The organism is Pseudoalteromonas sp. MQS005 (genome assembly GCF_001661605.1).
GTDB lineage: Bacteria > Pseudomonadota > Gammaproteobacteria > Enterobacterales > Alteromonadaceae > Pseudoalteromonas > Pseudoalteromonas tetraodonis.
In genome coordinates this window covers 57,845-76,932 of sequence record NZ_LYRQ01000015.1, presented here as the reverse complement: position 1 = coordinate 76,932, position 19,088 = coordinate 57,845, and the positions used below count along the sequence as shown (strand labels likewise).

The 19,088-nt window shown below is 42.2% G+C and carries 20 protein-coding genes; 14 read left to right on the top strand and 6 right to left on the bottom strand.

Going from position 1 to position 19,088, the window contains the following annotated elements:
- Positions 1–195 precede the first annotated feature (195 nt).
- Positions 196–891 carry a hypothetical protein gene (locus A9479_RS07560; protein WP_064663075.1) on the top strand — a complete coding sequence of 232 codons (696 nt, stop codon included), beginning with the start codon at positions 196–198 and terminating at the stop codon, positions 889–891.
- Between the two features lie 206 nt (positions 892–1,097).
- On the opposite strand, the gene A9479_RS07555 is transcribed toward A9479_RS07560, so the two are convergent.
- From A9479_RS07555 to A9479_RS07545, 3 genes are read right to left on the bottom strand one after another with little or no spacing between them, the layout of a single operon-like run.
- Positions 1,098–2,285: a VWA domain-containing protein gene (locus A9479_RS07555; RefSeq protein WP_064663074.1), complete on the bottom strand. Its 1,188-nt coding sequence runs from the start codon at positions 2,283–2,285 to the stop codon at positions 1,098–1,100.
- A 1-nt stretch (position 2,286) separates the two neighbouring features.
- Positions 2,287–3,135, bottom strand: coding sequence for a MoxR family ATPase (locus A9479_RS07550; RefSeq protein ID WP_008464234.1), 849 nt, complete (start codon positions 3,133–3,135; stop codon positions 2,287–2,289).
- Between the two features lie 54 nt (positions 3,136–3,189).
- On the bottom strand, positions 3,190–3,414 hold the full coding sequence (locus A9479_RS07545; protein WP_064663073.1) for a DUF1653 domain-containing protein: 225 nt from the start codon (positions 3,412–3,414) through the stop codon (positions 3,190–3,192).
- A gap of 61 nt (positions 3,415–3,475) precedes the next feature.
- Between A9479_RS07545 and A9479_RS07540 the strand changes: the two genes are divergently transcribed.
- The 11 genes from A9479_RS07540 to rpoS all read left to right on the top strand — a co-directional run bounded on the left by A9479_RS07540 (position 3,476) and on the right by rpoS (position 11,107).
- Positions 3,476–3,949 carry a DUF2947 domain-containing protein gene (locus tag A9479_RS07540; RefSeq protein ID WP_064663072.1) on the top strand — a complete coding sequence of 158 codons (474 nt, stop codon included), beginning with the start codon at positions 3,476–3,478 and terminating at the stop codon, positions 3,947–3,949.
- Positions 3,950–4,019: 70 nt separating this feature from the next.
- Complete coding sequence (locus tag A9479_RS07535) at positions 4,020–4,652, top strand: hypothetical protein (RefSeq protein ID WP_016899656.1); 633 nt, start codon at positions 4,020–4,022, stop codon at positions 4,650–4,652.
- A 35-nt stretch (positions 4,653–4,687) separates the two neighbouring features.
- A complete protein-coding gene (gene ftsB, locus A9479_RS07530) occupies positions 4,688–4,975 on the top strand; it encodes a cell division protein FtsB (RefSeq protein WP_013465673.1) in 288 nt (95 codons plus the stop codon).
- Positions 4,965–5,666 carry a 2-C-methyl-D-erythritol 4-phosphate cytidylyltransferase gene (gene ispD / locus A9479_RS07525; protein WP_064663071.1) on the top strand — a complete coding sequence of 234 codons (702 nt, stop codon included), beginning with the start codon at positions 4,965–4,967 and terminating at the stop codon, positions 5,664–5,666. The genes ftsB and ispD overlap by 11 nt, the downstream gene beginning before the upstream one ends.
- A complete protein-coding gene (gene ispF / locus A9479_RS07520) occupies positions 5,663–6,145 on the top strand; it encodes a 2-C-methyl-D-erythritol 2,4-cyclodiphosphate synthase (RefSeq protein ID WP_016899658.1) in 483 nt (160 codons plus the stop codon). The genes ispD and ispF overlap by 4 nt, the downstream gene beginning before the upstream one ends.
- Entirely contained in the window at positions 6,142–7,191 is a 1,050-nt protein-coding gene (gene truD, locus A9479_RS07515; protein WP_064663070.1) for a tRNA pseudouridine(13) synthase TruD, read from the top strand. The genes ispF and truD overlap by 4 nt, the downstream gene beginning before the upstream one ends.
- Entirely contained in the window at positions 7,172–7,936 is a 765-nt protein-coding gene (gene surE, locus A9479_RS07510; protein ID WP_028833935.1) for a 5'/3'-nucleotidase SurE, read from the top strand. Before truD ends, surE begins: the two co-directional genes overlap by 20 nt.
- Positions 7,926–8,564, top strand: a complete 639-nt coding sequence (locus tag A9479_RS07505) for a protein-L-isoaspartate(D-aspartate) O-methyltransferase (RefSeq protein ID WP_036953558.1) — start codon at positions 7,926–7,928, stop codon at positions 8,562–8,564. The genes surE and A9479_RS07505 overlap by 11 nt, the downstream gene beginning before the upstream one ends.
- Before the next feature lie 9 nt (positions 8,565–8,573).
- A complete protein-coding gene (locus A9479_RS07500) occupies positions 8,574–9,152 on the top strand; it encodes a YqaA family protein (protein ID WP_016899662.1) in 579 nt (192 codons plus the stop codon).
- A gap of 41 nt (positions 9,153–9,193) precedes the next feature.
- Entirely contained in the window at positions 9,194–10,018 is an 825-nt protein-coding gene (locus A9479_RS07495; RefSeq protein ID WP_064663069.1) for a peptidoglycan DD-metalloendopeptidase family protein, read from the top strand.
- Positions 10,019–10,135: 117 nt separating this feature from the next.
- A complete protein-coding gene (gene rpoS, locus A9479_RS07490) occupies positions 10,136–11,107 on the top strand; it encodes an RNA polymerase sigma factor RpoS (RefSeq protein ID WP_064663077.1) in 972 nt (323 codons plus the stop codon).
- Between the two features lie 61 nt (positions 11,108–11,168).
- On the opposite strand, the gene mutS is transcribed toward rpoS, so the two are convergent.
- Positions 11,169–13,754, bottom strand: a complete 2,586-nt coding sequence (gene mutS, locus A9479_RS07485; protein WP_064663068.1) for a DNA mismatch repair protein MutS — start codon at positions 13,752–13,754, stop codon at positions 11,169–11,171.
- Positions 13,755–13,775: 21 nt separating this feature from the next.
- Here mutS and A9479_RS07480 point away from each other — a divergent pair, with 21 nt between their 5' ends.
- Entirely contained in the window at positions 13,776–14,264 is a 489-nt protein-coding gene (locus tag A9479_RS07480; RefSeq protein ID WP_024602330.1) for a CinA family protein, read from the top strand.
- A gap of 68 nt (positions 14,265–14,332) precedes the next feature.
- Entirely contained in the window at positions 14,333–15,376 is a 1,044-nt protein-coding gene (gene recA, locus A9479_RS07475; protein WP_013465663.1) for a recombinase RecA, read from the top strand.
- A gap of 127 nt (positions 15,377–15,503) precedes the next feature.
- Here the strand turns inward: recA and A9479_RS07470 are convergent, their stop codons facing one another.
- Entirely contained in the window at positions 15,504–17,624 is a 2,121-nt protein-coding gene (locus tag A9479_RS07470; RefSeq protein WP_197487245.1) for a TonB-dependent siderophore receptor, read from the bottom strand.
- A gap of 201 nt (positions 17,625–17,825) precedes the next feature.
- Complete coding sequence (locus tag A9479_RS07465; RefSeq protein WP_064663066.1) at positions 17,826–18,995, bottom strand: DcaP family trimeric outer membrane transporter; 1,170 nt, start codon at positions 18,993–18,995, stop codon at positions 17,826–17,828.
- Positions 18,996–19,088 lie beyond the last annotated feature (93 nt).

Genomic DNA, 19,088 nt, shown 5'->3' with positions numbered 1-19,088 from the left:
TTTTGTCATTTAACACCTCAATAATTGGATTATATTCCATTATTAAAGTGTCCTGTTTGATTAAAGCAGATCATTACGGGAAAGAAAGTTTTTACGCACAATATGGCTATGTAAAGCGCGATGGAGATGTTTTAGGGTTTGGAATGTGTAAGTTTATTTAGTTAATATTATGGATTAAAGGAACTAACTTTTTATATGGTTATTGACCTTACTAAGCCCTTAAGATTACCAAATGCATTTACTGATAGATTAAGAACATTAGACGAGCTATGCCGTAAACATTACCACTTGGAAAGTATGTTTAAATACAGTTGTGTCCTCGAGTTAGTAAAAGATATTGATAAACACTGCTCGGAAAGAAAAGTTGTCGGTATTCATTATACAAGGGCCATTCCTGAGCAAATAAAAGAAAGAGGACTCCTTGTCAGAAATGGAAGTGAGATTAGGAATACCTTCCTAACAGAACATGCTCATCGGTTTTCTTTAAATGAAATTGACTTTATTAAGAGTTGTTGGAGCGATTTTTTCACTGAAGAATATTGCCCAGCTAGAGATAAACGAATATTTTTTAATTTTACTGAAGTAGCTCTAGGTAATAGTGGTTCGAAATTTTTAATCGGTTTATATGGCGGTGAGCAGGTTATGATGTGTTTTGATTTCGACGACTCTATCGGTATGAAGTTGTCGGAAATTGGTAAACCTCTTCTTATTCGCTGTGCTTTAAATCCATCAAAAGTGAAAACTTTTACTGAGTACCCATGGGGTAAAATTTTAGTTTCATCTTATCACAAGCTTATAAACCCAGAAGCTTGCACTTTTGATCAGGATGGTTATCAATCTATTGCAGTTACAAAAGACGATATTGTAAATATTGAAGTGCTTCCTGAGTAATAACTCAGTCATACTCAGGAGGTGATCTAAAAAGTGGTGCATCGAATTGTTTCTGGTACATCGATCATTTTGTCGGATGGCGTGGCTTCGCCACTTATTCGACCTACATCAAAGGTAGGTTGGTTAAGCCGAAGGCGCCACCCAACAAAGTTATGGGTTCACGCCCGAAGCTCTGCTGCTAGCGCTGAGCTGTCGTAAATTAACATTTAACTCAGCTCTTTTATCGCGCTACTTATTCCATCTAAACTCAGCGGGTACATTCTGTTATCCATCAGCTGCTTTATAAAATCAATTGATTGATAATACGGCCAGTGTTCAACCGGTTGTGGGTTGAGCCACGCGACTTTATCAAAGTGATTAGTGATTCGTGCCAGCCACGCGCTGCCGGGTTCTTCATTCCAATGCTCTACTGAGCCGCCAGGATAGGCAATTTCATACGGGCCCATAGTGGCATCACCGACAAATATAACTTTGTAGTCGCTGGTAAACTTGTTGATCAGCGTCATGGTGTCAATAACGTTTGAGTGGCGGCGTTGGTTATCTTGCCAAACATGTTCGTATAAACAGTTATGAAAGTAGTAAAACTCTAAATGTTTGAACTCGCTGTGGGCGGCGCTAAATAATTCTTCACAGGTATGAATGTAGTCATCCATTGAGCCGCCAATATCAAACAGCATCAATACTTTTACCGCGTTGTGGCGCTCGGGTGCCATTTTTACATCCAGCATGCCACCTTGTTTGGCGGTCGCGCGTATGGTTTCGTTTAAATCAAGGGTGTCGCTTGCGCCAGTGCGGGCAAATTTGCGTAGTTTTTTAAGGGCCAGCTTTATAGTGCGTGAGCCAATTTCGCGGTCAGAATCGAGGTTACGGTATTCGCGCTTATCCCACACTTTTACCGCTTGGCGATTGCGGTTGCCGTCTTGACCAATGCGTATGCCCTCAGGGTTATAGCCGTATGCCCCAAAAGGCGAGGTGCCGCCGGTACCTACCCACTTATTGCCGCCAGCGTGGCGTTTTTGCTGTTCTTCTAAACGCTCTTTGAGGGTTTTCATTAGCTCGTCGAGCCCGCCCATGGCTTTTAGTTGGGCTTTTTCTTCATCGCTTAGGTGCTTTTCAAACTCTTTGCGCAACCAATCTTCAGGTAAGTTGTGTTGCTGTTTTAAGCTCTCGAGCAGGTCTAAGTCGGCAATACCGCTAAAGTAATCGCTAAAGGCTTTATCGAATCGATCAAAGTGCGTTTCGTCTTTTACCATTATGGTGCGCGCTAAATGATAAAACGCGTCCACATCAGCAAATATAACGCCTTGTTTTAAAGCGTTTATTAAATCGAGCAGTTCGCGCAGGCTCACGGGTAAGCGGTATTTGCGTAGCGTGAAAAAAAACTGTACCAACATATTAGCGACGGCTCATAAACGCGAGCTTTTCGATTAGGCTTATGTCTTGCTCGTTTTTAAGTAGCGCGCCAAACATCGGCATTAAGCCGCCTTTTTGCGCTTTGTCATGAAGGGTTTTGGCATCTATATCTTCAGCCATTAATAGTTTTAACCAATCCAGTAACTCGCTGGTGGATGGCTTCTTTTTAAGGCCATTGGCTTCGCGTAAGTTAAAAAATACTTCTAGCGCTTGGCGAACTAAATCTTGTTTAACATGCGGGTAGTGCACATCAATAATTTGCTGCATTTCGTCGCTATTTGGAAAATCAATATAATGGAAAAAGCAGCGGCGTAAAAACGCATCAGGCAGCTCTTTTTCATTGTTTGATGTGATGATCACAATAGGGCGCTCTTTGGCCACAATGCGCTCACCGGTTTCGTATACATGAAATTCCATTTTATCGAGTTCGAGTAGTAAATCGTTTGGAAACTCAATATCGGCTTTGTCTATTTCGTCAATCAGGAGTACTGGGCGTTTTCCGTTTAGCTCAGCGTACATGAAGGCTTGCCACAGCTTACCTTTAACTATGTAGTTACTAATATTGTGAACGCGCTCATCACCTAGCTGGCTGTCGCGTAGTCGTGATACGGCATCGTACTCGTACAAACCTTGCTGCGCTTTAGTGGTTGATTTTATATGCCACTGAATAAGCTCTGTATCTAAACTTTTTGCCAGCTCTTCAGCCAACATGGTTTTACCTGTGCCCGGCTCGCCTTTAATTAAAAGCGGCTTTTGCAGCATAATAGCGGCGTTTACGGCCTGTTTTAATGCTGAGCTTGCGATGTAATTATCAGTAGAATTAAATTGCACGGGTTATCCTTTATCTGGTCTGAGCAGTAATTATTATGCGTTATAATGCCATAGTTAATCGGCTTCACCAAGGTAGGCAAAACGCGCAATCGTTTTACCGTCTTTTTCAACGGTTTCAGTAAACATACTTAGTGGGCGTGCCCATATGCCGTATTCACCGTATAAGGCTTGGTAAATAACCAATTGCTCGTTGGTTTCGCTGTGAGTTGCCACATGTATAACTTTATATTGTGGGCCTTTGTAGTGTTGATATAAACCCAGTTTTAGTGCTGTAGTCATAGTCTGTTATCTTGTATAATTTGCCTTCGCTTTTTATTATGCCAAAGAATACGCCAATACTATGAATTATATTTCTCTTGATGATTACAAAAAAGCCTGGGTATTTCGCCACAAAGATATTCCGGTTTCAGATATTGATGCAGCTAATATTAAACCGATGACCAGCGAGCGTGCTGCAGTGCTATGGACAACTATGGTGAGTCGTGAACATGATCATCCTGACTTTTTTGATAAAACCGATTGGTGCGCGCAAGAGCAAAACTTTAGCCAAGAAGTAAATTGGGAAGACGCATGGGAAAGCGAAGCTCCCCAATTTCCTGACGCTATTTTAAACTACCTAGACTGGCAGGCTAACACCACCGTTTATTTTTGTATGGCGCGCGATAATATTATTGAAACGAGCTTTGATGTGTTTAAACGCAACTGGCAAAACTTTATGTTTTTAGCCGATGGCAGTTTATTAATTGGAAAAAAACGTAATACGGTTGTGCAATTTTTAGAATCAGGCATTGCGAAATTAGGCGAAAAGCCCTAACAATCGGTGCTTAAAAACTGTGCATTACTGTGTTATAAAACATCTATTAAGGTGTTTTTGAGTACAGCGATTGGTCAGTAAAAATAAGCAGTTTGACACAAACCAACAAGTTGAAATGTGGCAAACTGATGCACAAAAAGTGCTTTATGCACAATTATGTAATGCCTTTTATCAGCGTGAGGTGCAGCGCTTAGTGGCTGAACCTAATGGTGATCGTTTACGCAGGCAATTAAAAAGCCTGCCTTATTACATTGAACGTGCCGCAACACGGGTGGCTAATGCAACATCGCCTTTTACGCTCGATGCGCAAAATGGTGGGTGGCTTGAAAAGCAAAAACCAACTCCGCCAGAAGTTAATTCTTCAGCGAATGAACTTTTTTATCAAGTCTATGCCAAAGTTGGGCTGATTATTCCTGTATTATTACAAAATCACGGCCAAATTCGGGTTAGAATAGACAGCATTGATCAAGTAACTAAAACACAGGTTCATTGCAATGAGCTTGGCTGGTTTGATTTTTTAGGCCAAGGGCTTGAGCAGCAAAGTGCGCAATTACTCAAACCCAATAAAGCAACGCTTGCTGCGGCGTGTTGTGGCCACCAGTGGCAGTTTTCTAAGCGCAGTACGCCACGGGTATTATCGTTACGGGAAATGTTATTGGCTGCCAATATTAATTGGCGCAATGTTAAGCGGCCATTGGCGTAAAGCTTACAATTCAAAATTAAAATAAGGAGTGTTTAATGCGATTTTTTCAATTTGGCTTGTTGTGCTTAGCACTTTTTATTCAGTATAGACTTTGGTTTGGCCATAATGGTGTGCAAGACTACACCCGTCTAAAAAATGCGGTAGCATCGCATCAACAAACAAACGAAAAGCTGATCAAGCGTAATAAAGTATTAAAAGCGGATATAGAAGATTTAAAGCTCGGCCTTGAAGGTATTGAAGAGCGTGCCCGCAACGAATTAGGAATGATTAAACCGGACGAAACCTTTATTCGTGTTTTACCGGCTCAACACCATGACAAATAAATTTACTATTGCAGCTATTGTTCCTGCCGCAGGTGTTGGCAGCAGAATGCAACACACAACACCAAAGCAATATATTTCCTTAGCAGGGAAAACCATTTTAGAGCATACGCTTGCCAAGTTATCTGGTTTATCGCAGTTAAGTTCTATTGTGGTGGCACTGAGCGACAACGACCCTTACTTTGACGACCTCACCCTAACAGACTCTCGCATTGTGCGCGCCACTGGCGGTAAAGAGCGTGCAGATTCAGTATTAAACAGTTTATTGTTTTTAGCTGCCAATCCACCGACTTGGGTTTTGGTGCATGATGCAGCAAGACCTTTAGTTGATATTGCTGATATAGAGCGCCTAATAGCACAGTGCATGCAGGCTGATGAAGGCGGCATTTTAGCCAGCAAAGTAAAAGACACCATAAAACGAGGGCAGAGCCATGCGCAGCAAACAGTGCCTCGTGATGATTTATGGCAAGCACTTACGCCACAGCTTTTTAAATATGACGAGCTCAAAACAGCACTGCAAAATGCGTTAGCCAATGGGGCAATTATTACTGATGAAGCCAGTGCCATGGAATGGGCAAATAAGCCGGTAAAGCTGGTGGCAGGGCGCAGTGATAATATTAAAATTACCACCCCAGAAGATTTAGACTTAGCAGGTTTTTTACTGCAAAAACAAAATAATGAGAGTGCAACATGATACGAATAGGCCATGGTTTTGACGTACATAAGTTTGGTGGCCAAGGGCCTTTAACCATCTGCGGCGAAAAAATTGATTACCCGCAAGGCTTTTTAGCGCACTCAGATGGTGATGTAGCTATTCATGCGTTGTGTGATGCGATTTTAGGCTCATTAGCGCTGGGCGATATTGGTAAGCACTTTCCAGATACAGCCAGTGAATATGAAAATATCGATAGCCGTATTTTACTTCGCCATGTAGTGAGTCTAGCCAAGCAACAGGGCTATGTATTGGGCAATGCGGATGTCACTATTGTGGCACAAGCACCAAAAATGCTGCCGCACATTCAAGCAATGCGAACCAATCTTGCCAGTGATTTAAATGCTGAGCTCTCACAGATAAATGTTAAAGCCACAACCACTGAAAAGCTCGGGTTTGAGGGGCGAAAAGAAGGTATTTCAAGCCATGCCGTGGTCATTATGAGTAAACAAAGCGCATGAGCGAATTAAATTATTTATATGGTGCGCCGCTTTCTAAAGCCGACTTTAAAACTACCGCAGAAGACTTTATGGTTGATGAAGATCTCGGTATAGAGTTTACCGGCAGTGGTGAACACGTGTGTTTGCAAGTGGTTAAAAAGGGTGAAAACACCCAATATGTTGCCAAGCTGATTGCACAAAAAGCGGGTGTATCGCCACGTGATGTAAGCTATGCCGGTATGAAAGACCGCCATGGAGTATGCTCGCAGTGGTTTAGCGTAAAAGTACCGATTAAAAAGCATATTGATTTTACTGAGCTCAACAGTGAAAGTGTGTTTGTGGTATCGCAGCAGCGCCATGAGCGAAAATTACGCACCGGTTGTCATAAAGGAAATAGATTTACTATTACCTTGCGTAATGTAACCGAGCCGCTTGATATTTTGTGCCGTATAAACGCAGTGCGTGCTGGTGTGCCTAACTATTTTGGTGAGCAGCGTTTTGGCCGTGATGGACACAACCTAGTGATGGCCGAAAAAATGTTTGCCGGTGAGCGTATTCGCGATAAAAAGCTGCGAGGCATTATTATTTCTGCCGCGCGTTCACATGTGTTTAATCAAATTGTTAGTTTACGCGTGGCTGAGCATGGCCTTGCTAAAACCATGCACCGCGAAGTATTTATGCTCAGTGGCAGTAATGCATTTTTTGAAGATGCGATAAGTGATGAAAATATTGCACGGCTTGCCTCTGGCGATATTATGATGTCGGCGCCCATGGTGGGCAAAAGTGAAAAAGGCTTAACCGAACAAGAAAAAACATGGTTAGCACCGTACCAAGCATGGTGTGATGGCTTAGGTGAGTTAGGGCTTAAAAACGAGCGCAGAATGCTGCGTTTAATCCCCCAAGATCTAAGTGTAGAAACACTTGATGAACACACATTAAAACTCAGCTTTGGTTTACCCAAAGGCTGCTTTGCAACGGCTTTACTGCGCGAACTGGTTGATTATACTGACGCCAGTCCTCGCGAGCGAAAAGAAAAGGATAACGCAGATGAAGATTCTATTAAGTAATGATGATGGTGTTAATGCCAAAGGTATTGCTGTTTTATACCAAGCATTAACACAAATTGCTGAGGTAACGCTGGTTGCGCCAGATAGAAATTGCAGTGGCGCAAGTAATTCACTGACGTTAATGAATCCTTTGCGTGCAACGACACTCGACAATGGCTTTATGTCGGTTAATGGCACGCCAACGGATTGTGTGCATTTAGGTGTGAATCAATTAATGGATGAAAAGCCCGATTTAGTGGTAGCCGGTATTAACCACGGCGGCAATTTAGGTGACGATACACTTTACTCTGGTACGGTTGCTGCGGCGACTGAAGGTCGTCATCTGGGTTTACCAGCAATTGCGGTGTCTTTGTGCTCTCACCATGGTGAACACTTTGAAACGGCAGCAGCCGTTACGGTCAATATTATTAAAGGGCTTGCTTCGCATCCACTGCCTAAAGATCAGATCATCAATATTAATGTGCCAGATATTCCTTTAAGTGAGCTAAAAGGGGTTCAGGTAACTCGCTTAGGCGCGCGACACAAAGCAGAAACCATGACTAAGCAAAGCGATCCTTGGGGACGCGATATTTTTTGGTATGGTTCTTTGGGTACAGAAAGCGATGCCGGTGAAGGCACCGATTTTTATGCTGTAAATAATGGCTATGCATCAGTCACCCCATTGAGCGTTGATATGACCGCTAAAGACAGTATCAAAGCTGTGGGAGAGTGGTTAGCCGAGTTGGAGATCAACCGTGCTGGCTAATTATACCCGCAGTGCACAAGCGCTTTCAGACCTATTACAACGAGAGGGCGTAGAAGATAAGGAGGTTTTAAAGGCGATTTCGCAAATTCCTCGGCATATTTTTATTGATGATGTACTAAAGCACAAAGCGTATCAAAATACGGCGCTACCGATAGGGCAAGGACAAACTATTTCTCAGCCTTACATTGTTGCCCGCATGACCGAATTGATGCGTTTAGCTGGCGTGAAAAGTAAAGTGTTAGAAATTGGTACCGGATCCGGCTATCAAACCGCGGTACTGGCTAAAACCTTTGATAAGGTGTATTCGGTTGAGCGTATAAAAGCTTTGCAATGGCAAGCAAAGCGTCGATTACATCAGCTCGATTTATATAATGTCACTATGAAACACGGTGACGGTTGGCAAGGATGGCAATCGCAAGCGCCATTTAATGGCATTATTGTGACGGCTGCGGCAACGATTATCCCTCCAGAACTACTCGCACAACTTGCAGATGGAGGCGTATTACTCGCCCCCATTGGTGAGGCAGAACAAAAATTAACCATGGTTATTCGCCAAGGCGATAGCTTTACAGAGCATGTAATTGCGCCAGTAAGATTTGTACCTTTGGTCCCTGGCGATATTGAATAGGAATTCATTTTGAAGTTGTTTACCAAGTTATATGATATGGCCTTAGTGTGGGCTAAGCATCGCCATGCAGAACGTTATTTAGCAGGGATGAGCTTTGCCGAATCGGTTTTTTTTCCGGTGCCACCCGATGTAATGTTAGCGCCTATGTCGCTGGCACAACCGAGTAAAGCATGGCGATTTGCAAGCTTTGCTACCGTAGCTTCTGTGCTTGGTGGCGTGCTAGGTTATCTACTAGGGTTTTGGTTATTTGAACCTGTTGTAGAGCCTTTTATTGCACAAATGCAATGGCAAGATAAATTTAATACGGCACTTACATGGTTTAAAGATTATGGCGTATGGGTGGTATTTTTAGCCGGGTTTTCGCCTATTCCTTATAAGGTATTTACTATTGGTGCAGGGGTATTACAAATGGCGTTTTTACCCTTTATTGTTGCATCGGCGGTTGGACGAGGGGCGCGTTTCTTTTTAGTATCTGCTTTAATGAAATGGGGCGGAGTTAAAATGGAGCAAAAATTACGTCAATATATTGAAGTGCTTGGCTGGGCTGTTGTTGCTTTAATTGTTGTTGCGTACATTTTATTACGTTAAGTACTATATATTAATGTTATTATCGCAGAGGGCAAAACGCATTGAATAAACAAATACGCTGTTATGTTGCTTTATTTATTAGTGTTTTGCTCTGTGCATGCTCGTCTCGCCATGTTCCCGCTCCGGTAAGCAGTTTAAATAATAATATTAATGACTATCCCTCACGGATTAATATTAACGGCGGAAAATACACAGTACAAAAAGGCGATACACTTTACTCGATTGCTTTTAGTGCCGGAAAAGATTTCAGAGAGCTTGCAAAAAACAATTCAATTCCATCACCTTACACTATTGTTCCTGGTCAGGTTGTTTCTCTTTTAGAACCAAGCAAGCCAAGGGTTACAGCAAAAACGAATGAAAAACACCCAGCTAAAAAGTCACCTCATTTACAAAAAAGTAACAAAAAATTAAAGAAAGAGCTTGATAAGCCGAAAAAACGAAGGTATGTTCAAAAACAAGCTAACCAAAAAATTAGCAAGTCTCAAGGTTCTACAAACAGAAAGTTGAGTTGGTTTTGGCCTGCTAAAGGTAAAATAATCCAACGCTTTTCTAACAAGGAAAATGGTTATAAAGGCCTACAGATTGCTAATAAAAAGGGGACGGCAGTATTCGCCGCTGCTCAAGGAACGGTAGTCTATGCGGGTAGTGCACTAAGAGGTTACGGTAATTTAATTATATTGAAACATAATGATGATTACCTAAGTGCTTATGCACATAACTCAAAGTTACTTGTTAAAGAAAAGCAAATAGTGAAGGCGGGACAAAAAATAGCAGAAATTGGTAATTCAGAGTCTTCAGTAACGGCACTTCGCTTTGAAATTCGTTATCGAGGAAAAGCTGTTAACCCTGCTAAATACCTACCCTGAACTAAAGGTGTTGATTGATAGTTCTGGAGAAGGCTCATGGCTAATACAGCAAAAGCTAATAAAACGACTACAGACCTTAATCATAAAGTTATTGATAGCTTGCTCAGGAGAAGTCTTATGGCTGATGTAGCAAAAGCTGAGAAAATCCCCACTGATGATAAGTTTGACGATTCAAAAGTTGAAGAGCCAACGCAACTACTTGATGACGTGGAAGATGAAGACGTATTTGTAAAAGAAGAAGTCACTAAAAACCTCGACGCCACTCAGTTATACCTAGGCGAAATTGGTTTTTCCCCTCTATTAAGTGCCGAAGAAGAAGTTTTTTTTGCACGAAAATCGCTTAAAGGCTGTGAAGCTTCCCGTAAACGCATGATTGAAAGTAACTTACGCTTGGTTGTGAAAATTGCGCGCAGGTATAACAATCGTGGGCTTGCTCTACTCGATTTAATTGAAGAAGGCAACTTAGGACTCATTAGAGCGGTTGAAAAGTTTGATCCTGAACGTGGTTTTCGATTTTCTACTTATGCTACATGGTGGATACGTCAAACCATTGAGCGGGCGATAATGAATCAAACGCGTACTATTCGTTTGCCTATTCATGTAGTTAAAGAGCTTAACGTTTATTTACGTACAGCACGTGAGCTAACGCAAAAGCTTGATCATGAGCCTACCGCAGAAGAAATTGCAGAAAGCTTAGATAGACCGGTCGAAGACGTCACCAAAATGCTACGCCTAAATGAAAAAATAGCCTCTGTAGATATGCCCATTGGTGGCGAGAATGACAGTGCATTATTAGATGTGATAGCTGATGAAAAAAATGTAGGCCCCGAAGGTGAAGTACAAAACAACGATATGAATACGCATATTATTGACTGGTTAGGTGAATTAAATCCTAAGCAACGCGAAGTACTTGCACGTCGGTTTGGTTTACTAGGCTATGAACCCTCAACCCTTGAAGATGTTGGTCGTGAAATAGGCTTAACCCGTGAGCGAGTTCGCCAAATACAGGTTGAGGCGTTACGTCGGTTAAAAGATATTTTGCAGCAAGAAGGATTAAGTACCGAAAGCTTATTTGAACAATTTGCTTAATCTAATCTAAACACACAGAAAAATGAATACAGCCCGGCTTTTTAAGCCGGGCTGTATGCGTTTAAAGCAGTGCTTTTAATTTATAAAGCAGTTCATGCGCCTGACGCGGTGATAGGTTATCAGGGTCTATTGCACTCATTTGTTGCTCCAGCTCACTTGGCTGGCTGGTTTGTGGCTCACTATCAAACGGTAAAACCTGCTGCTCTGTAGTGACTGTGGTGACACTTTGATGGTTTTCAAGCAAGCTTAGCTTTTGTTTAGCTTGGGCAATAACCGCTTTAGGCACCCCGGCCAGTGCTGCTACTTGCAAACCAAAGCTCTTACTCGCTGCGCCATCTAAGACCGTATGCATAAAGGCAATGGTATCGTTGTGTTCGATGGCATCTAGGTGCACATTAACCAGCCCAGGCGTTTGCTCTGCAAGCTCTGTAAGTTCAAAGTAATGGGTTGCAAACAGGGTTTTAGCCGCTATTTTTGAAGCGAGGTGATCAGCCGTCGCGTACGCCAGTGATAAACCATCGTAAGTACTGGTTCCTCGGCCTATTTCATCCATAAGCACCAATGATTGCGCGGTGGCATTATTTAAAATAGCCGCGGTTTCGGTCATTTCAACCATGAAGGTTGAACGCCCAGATGCTAAGTCGTCACTGGCGCCAATACGGGTAAATATTCTATCTATATTACCAATTTTAGCGCTATCGGCAGGAACGTAACAGCCAATATGTGCCATAAGCACAATAAGCGCAGTTTGGCGCATGTAGGTTGATTTACCGCCCATGTTAGGGCCGGTAATAATCAACATTTTACGCTGGTTATTGAGCTCCACAGGATTGGCAATAAACGGGTCTTTCATTACCTGCTCTACCACAGGGTGGCGGCCTTGTTTAATGCTGATATTATCGTTATCGCAAAGCTCAGGCTTGGAATAATTAAGTGTTTGGGCACGCTCTGCTAAATTGTTCAGTACATCTAGATCGGCAATTACTGAGGCCATTATTTGTAGCTGCTCAATATGCGGAGCTATAAATTCAAATAACTGTTCGTATAATTGTTTTTCAAGGGCCAGCGCTTTTGATTGGCTGCCGAGAACTTTGTCTTCGTGTTCTTTTAGTTCTGGGATTATATAGCGTTCGTTATTTTTTAATGTTTGACGACGAATGTAATCTGCAGGCACTAAGTGCGAGTTGGCGCGACTCACTTCAATAAAAAAGCCATGCACTCGGTTATAACCAATTTTAAGTGTACTAATACCGGTGCGTTCACGTTCGCGCTGCTCTAGCTGTTCAAGCACATCGGTGGCACCTTGGCTTAAATTACGCCACTCATCGAGTTCGCTGTTATACCCTGGCGCAATAACACCGCCATCACGAATTAACACTGGCGGATTATCAATGACAGCACGTTCAAGTAATGCTTGTAGCTCAGGAAGCTCTTTAGAATGCGTAATTATATGTGAAATACGTGTATCAGTTGCATCGTTTAATAAGCTATGCAGCGGTGCTAATGCTTGAAGCGCACTGCGAAGCCGTGTTAAATCGCGTGGGCGAGCGGTATGTAATGCCAAGCGAGCAATTACACGTTCTATATCACCAATCTCTTTGAGCGCGTCATGCAGTTCACCACATAATTGTGCATCTAAAATGGCAGTAATAGCATTAAGTCGTGAGTTGAGTTCATCTTTATTACGAATAGGAGTATGAATGCGACGTTTAAGTAATCGCGAGCCCATCGCCGTTGCTGTTTTATCAAGCACTTGGGCTAAGGTGTTTTCAAAGCCGCCGGATAAATTAACCGTTAACTCAAGGTTTTTACGGGTTGGCGCATCCAAAATAACCGCGTGTTCGTTATGCTCAAGAGTGATTGCGCGGATGTGCGGTAATGCAATACGTTGGGTATCTTTTACGTACTGCATTAAACAGCCTGCTGCAACCAAGGCGCTATGTGCTTTGTCGACGCCAAACCCCACTAAATCTTTGGTCCCAAACTGCTCGCACAGTAAGTGTTGCGCGGTATCAAGGTCAAACTCCCAATCAGGGCGACGTCTTGCCCCTTTAATGTGTTCAATTAAGTGAGTGTTTTCAAAGTGTTCGCTATACAGTAATTCAGCAGGCGCTAAGCGTTGTAGCGTTGAGCTAAATGCTTCATCAGTGTTTACTTCAACAACATTAAAGCGCCCTGAGTTGATATCAAGATACGCAATACCGTATTGGCCTTTTTTATTTTGCCAAACACTGGTTAAAAGGTTGTCTTGGCGTTCTTGCAGTAAGGCTTCGTCAGAAATGGTACCCGGAGTGACAATACGTACTACCTTGCGCTCAACAGGACCTTTGCTGGTGGCTGGGTCGCCCACTTGCTCACAAATAGCCACCGACTCGCCCATTTGTACTAAGCGGGCTAAATAGTTTTCTACTGCATGATAAGGCACGCCCGCCATAGGAATAGGATCGCCGCCGGCTTTGCCACGATGTGTTTGTGAAATATCAAGCAATTGCGCGGCGCGTTTTGCGTCGTCAAAAAAGAGTTCGTAAAAATCCCCCATCCGATAAAACAATAAAATATCGCGATGCTCTGATTTTATTTTTAGATACTGCTGCATCATAGGGGTTTGTTGTTTTATAGTGTGCGGTGCATAAAGATCAAACGACATGTATTTACCCAAAGGCTGAATATGGAATTACATCAAGAGATTAAGACACTTGCTGCGCAATTAGGCGCTATTTTAACGGATAAACGCTTATGGATCACTACCGCTGAATCATGTACTGGTGGTGGAGTGAGTTATTCGCTTACCGATACCCCCGGAAGCTCTGCATATATTGACCGCGCATTTGTCACTTATAGCAATAACGCAAAGCATGAATTGCTCAATGTGAAGCGTGATACCCTCGAGGAATTTGGCGCGGTGAGCGAACAAACAGTCATTGAGATGGCAGCAGGTGCATGTAAGGCGGCTAATGCTGATATTGGCATTGCCATTTCAGGAATTGCAGGTCCCGGTGGTGCCACTGAGGGCAAACCGGTAGGGCTTGTGTGGTTTGGCCTACAAATTAACGGTAAACACTGGACGTTTGAGCAAGTATTTGATGGAGATAGGGCGCAAGTTAGGCTGCAAGCTATTGTATTTTCATTGAAAAGTATAATAGAGAAGATAAAATAATAAAATTAGCTTGATACTGTGATTTCATACAGTATACTTGTCTGCATTAGCTGGATTTGGAGAGTAAAATGAACGATAACAAACAAAAAGCATTGGACGCAGCTTTATCACAAATTGAACGTCAATTTGGTAAAGGCTCAATTATGAAATTGGGTGATAACAAGGCGTTAAACATTGACGCTGTATCAACAGGCTCGCTAGGTATTGATATTGCTTTAGGCATAGGCGGCTTACCAATGGGGCGTATTGTTGAAGTATATGGCCCAGAGTCATCAGGTAAAACAACGCTAACATTGCAAGTTATCGCTGAAGCTCAAAAAGAAGGTAAAACGTGTGCCTTTGTTGATGCTGAGCATGCTCTTGATCCAATTTATGCACAAAAACTAGGCGTTAACATTGATGAGTTACTGGTATCTCAACCAGATACGGGTGAGCAAGCATTGGAAATTTGTGACATGTTAGTGCGTTCAAGCGCGGTTGATGTGGTTATTGTCGATTCGGTTGCAGCATTAACGCCAAAAGCTGAAATTGAAGGCGACATGGGTGATTCACACATGGGCTTACAAGCACGTTTAATGTCACAAGCATTACGTAAGCTGACTGGTAACATTAAGCGCTCAAACACGCTATGTATTTTCATTAACCAAATCCGTATGAAAATTGGTGTAATGTTTGGTAACCCTGAAACAACAACCGGTGGTAACGCCCTGAAATTTTACGCCTCTGTACGTATTGATATTCGTCGTATTGGTTCGGTAAAAGAAGGCGACGAGGTTGTTGGTAATGAAACGCGCGTTAAAATTGTTAAAAACAAAGTTGCACCGCCGTTTAAACAAGCTGAATTTATCATTATGTATGGTGAAGGTATTTCTAAGCAGGGTGAGCTGATTGATTTAGGTGTTAAGCACAAACTTGTTGAAAAAGCAGGTGCTTGGTATAGCTACAATGGCAACAAAGTTGGCCAAGGTAAGTCTAATTCGATTAAGTTCCTTAAAGAAAACCCTGAAATTGCAGATGAAATTGAAGGTAAACTACGTGAAATGCTATTGCTAAAAGCAACAGTTGAGCCAGAAGATGGCGAAGACGTATTAGGTGACGAAGGCGACCTTTAAGCCAATTAGTTTTAAAAGCTTGATTTGACCCGAGCTTAAAAAAAGCGCTAACCAATTAGGTTAGCGCTTTTTTATTGCTTGCTATAAATTGACTTAAGCTCTGTTCATGAGAGCCCAGTACTCAGGTTTATAGCTGCCAGTTAACTGACAGTGAGTAGTTACGCGGTGCACCGTAGTAACCTTGAGCCCAATAGAGGCTGTTTATGTATTTTTCATCAGTGCTGTTATTAACATTGAAGGTAACACCGACGTTTTGAGTGATTTCGTAGGTGGCCATTAAATCTAGTAAGCCATAAGCACCTTGTTTTGTAGTAACCAATGCGTTGCCTGCTGGATCTTTTACTTGCACGCGGCTAATAGAGTCTTGCCAGCGGTAATTAGCACCTAAGGTTAAACCATCAATAAATGGCACCTGATAAGTGGCAGCCATTTTTAATTGGTTTTCTGGGGTGTAGTCTTTAACAAGTTCGTCACCATCAATACTTAAATTACTAAAGCTGATACTGGCACTTAAATCGTCAGTTAAGCGACCGCTTAGCTCAATTTCGAATCCATCGCTATTGATACCATCTGCAGCATAATAACGCGTATCGCTAGGAAGAGAGTTTGGAAGTGCAACAGCAAGTCCATCTTGCTTGGCATCAAAGTAGGCGAGTGTAACAAATACTTGCTCACCTAAAAGCTGTGCTTTTAGGCCAACCTCAGTACTTTTGCCAATTACAGGAGCCAGTTGTTCAGCGTTAATGTCTAACTCTTTTTGTGGTACAAACGTTTCGGTATAGCTAGCATACGCAGATAACGACTCGGTAAAATCGTACACTGTACCAATATAAGGAATTAATTCTGAGTCATCACGGGTTTGTACTACATCATAAGCAATACCTTTAGTTTCCCAATCGGTATAGCGTACTCCAGCTAAAATGCTCAATGGTTCAGCTAATTTGATGCGGGTTGAAATATAAGCCGACCTTTGTGTGTTTTGTACATCACTGCCATTAGGTCTATCAACCAATGTCGCTTCTGGAATAACACCATCCCAACTTGCCAAATCAGGCATACCTGGAAAACCATTACCTGTAGTGTAGTCATAAAGCGATTGGTCATTAAAGTCCATGTTTGCTTGGCTGATGCCGAATGATAAGTCGTGCTCTAGCGAAAATAGCTCAAACTTACCGCTGGCATATAAATCATACAAATCTTGTGTGTCTTTGTAATCATAACGACTCGCATAGCCCGTTAAACCTAAACCAGTTTCTTTATCTGGTGTGCCATACACATAAAACAACTCTGAATTTTGTTCATTTTTTATGTGGGCATAACGCGCTTTAGCGACCCAAGTCGCTGATAAGTTTTGCTCAAGTGTTACATAAACACGTTCAGCGCTATTATCCCAATACGACCAATCTGCAGCTGTGCTAGTTGAGTCATCATAGTTAGTTGCTGAGCCATCAGTGTAATAAAGTGGTAACGCGCCCCATAAAGGACTGTCGGCATCTTTTTGTTCGTTTACGTAGTTAATGCTCAGTAGTGTATCGTCAGTCAGCTTACCCTCATAGGCAAGGTAGGCAACGGTTTTATCGGTTTCGTAACGGTCTAGGTATGACTCTTTATCTTGCTTAGTAAATACAGCACGAACAGCGTGTTCATCGTTAATCGGTGTGGAAACATCAATATCTACACGTTTATTATTCCACGAACCATAAGAAGCGGATGCATGAGCTTGCGTTGTGTAGGTTGGTTTTTTTAGCACCATATTAACAGTAGCCGATGGGTTACCTGCACCGGTCATCATGCCGTTGGCACCACGCACTATTTCAACGCGATCGTAAATTGCCGTATCAAGTGTACCTTGAATTGAACCTGAACTTTGCGGCGTGCCTAAACCATCAATTAAAAAGTTAGTTATTTCAAAACCACGGGCTTTAAAGTAAGTACGATCGGTTTCTATTTGTTCCACTGTTACGCCTGGGGTGCTTTCTAATACCGCATTAATATCATCAAGTGAAAAGTCATCCATCAACGCACGTGAGACAACAGAAATTGACTGTGGAGTTTCTTTAATTGTTAAACCTAGCTTAGTCGCTGACTGTGCTTCTTCGGTAATGTAATTTTTATGATGTTGCCCATAAACGGCAATTTTTTCTAGAGGTAGGTCGTCTTGCGTGTCGTTAGCAATAGCATGCCCAGATAAAACCAGTGAAGTAAGTAGACTCAGTTTAAATGCAGAGTTTTTATGTTTGTACAGCATCTTGTTTCCCATAAGATAAAATGTGGGTGTAATTTAATCTAAATGAGAGTGATTTGCAATTGCGTTAAGTCAGTATTTTACACATCTTTGATATTTTTTAAATAAAGCGTGGGTTGTAGTTAACCTGAGCGCTAGTTAAAAACCAAAAAAAGCGGCCGAAGCCGCTTAGGAAGTAAATCAGTACTTTAATCAGTAAAGAAATTAAAATGCATATTTAACAGAGAACTGTAAGCGATCCATATCGCCATCTACGCCACTTTCAAGCTCACGTTCTGCATGTTTTAATTCAGCACCAAAGGTTAAGCGTTTAACCGGTGAGTACAGAATATTTGCGCTGTAGCTTTGGCTTGATTCTGTCGGATCACCTGAGAATGAAAGTAAGTCTGTATTGTTATCTGCTGAGAAAAACGAATATAGGAATGTAGAGCGCCATTGGCTGTTCCACTTATGTTGATAAGCAATAAAACCTGATGTTGAATCAATGGCATCTAAATCATCACCGTTGAGTACCGCACCACGTGCTACGTTTAGACCAACATAACGACCTAACCCTTTACCTTGAGTAAGCATAAATTTAAGGTTGTCTTCACCTAGTTTAACCATACCTGATGCACTGACACCAAAAGAAGTTTCATCGGCATCAACACCGCCTACTTTATAAGTTAATTGACGAGCGAGTGCAGCAACTACAAAGTTACCCCAGTCAGCATTATGCGTATAGCGTGCAGTAAAATCAGGTAATGAGGCATCATCTGTCACTGCCATGCCACCACCAGGTGTTGTAATTGTGCTTTCTGGGTTTTCTAAAGAGAAAGACCATGCGCCCGTAGTGTATTTAATTTGAGATTGACGAACAAAGACGGTGCCTTCAGCTGGGCCAACAAAATCAAGCGCTTCTGGTAATGCACCGACGTTTTGAAAGTTTGACCATGTTTGACCAAATAACCAGCCATCATAAGAAATAAAGGCATGGCGAATACGCGGAGAATATGAATTGGACACACGCTCGTTGCCGCCAGGAGCAGACGCTAAAAAGTCTAACTCAATTTTAGTTTTAACCGTTTTGCCATTATCTAAAAGTGTAGACGTACCAAAGTTAAAGCGAGATTCACGTGCGTGCATATCAAATACAGCGTCTAAGTTATTATCGCTGCCAACGGTTAATGTACTTGGTACATAAAAGTCACGGCCAACACTGGTGCCTGCAGGCGCACCTGCTGAGTAGTCACTCCACATTGCGTCGAGTTTAATGTATCCACCGTAGGTGAATTCGGTATCACCTATTTTTGCAGCTGTTGCGGCATAAGCTGTGCTAGAAAGTGCACAAAGTACAGCTGTAGCTGCCAGTGTTTTAATTGGAGTAAGTTTCATTGTTGCGTCCTTTTATAGGCTACTTGTTGTATGTTTTTTCTAACGTGTGTTACTTATATAGTACTAACAAATTGAATTTACATAGTTTTAATT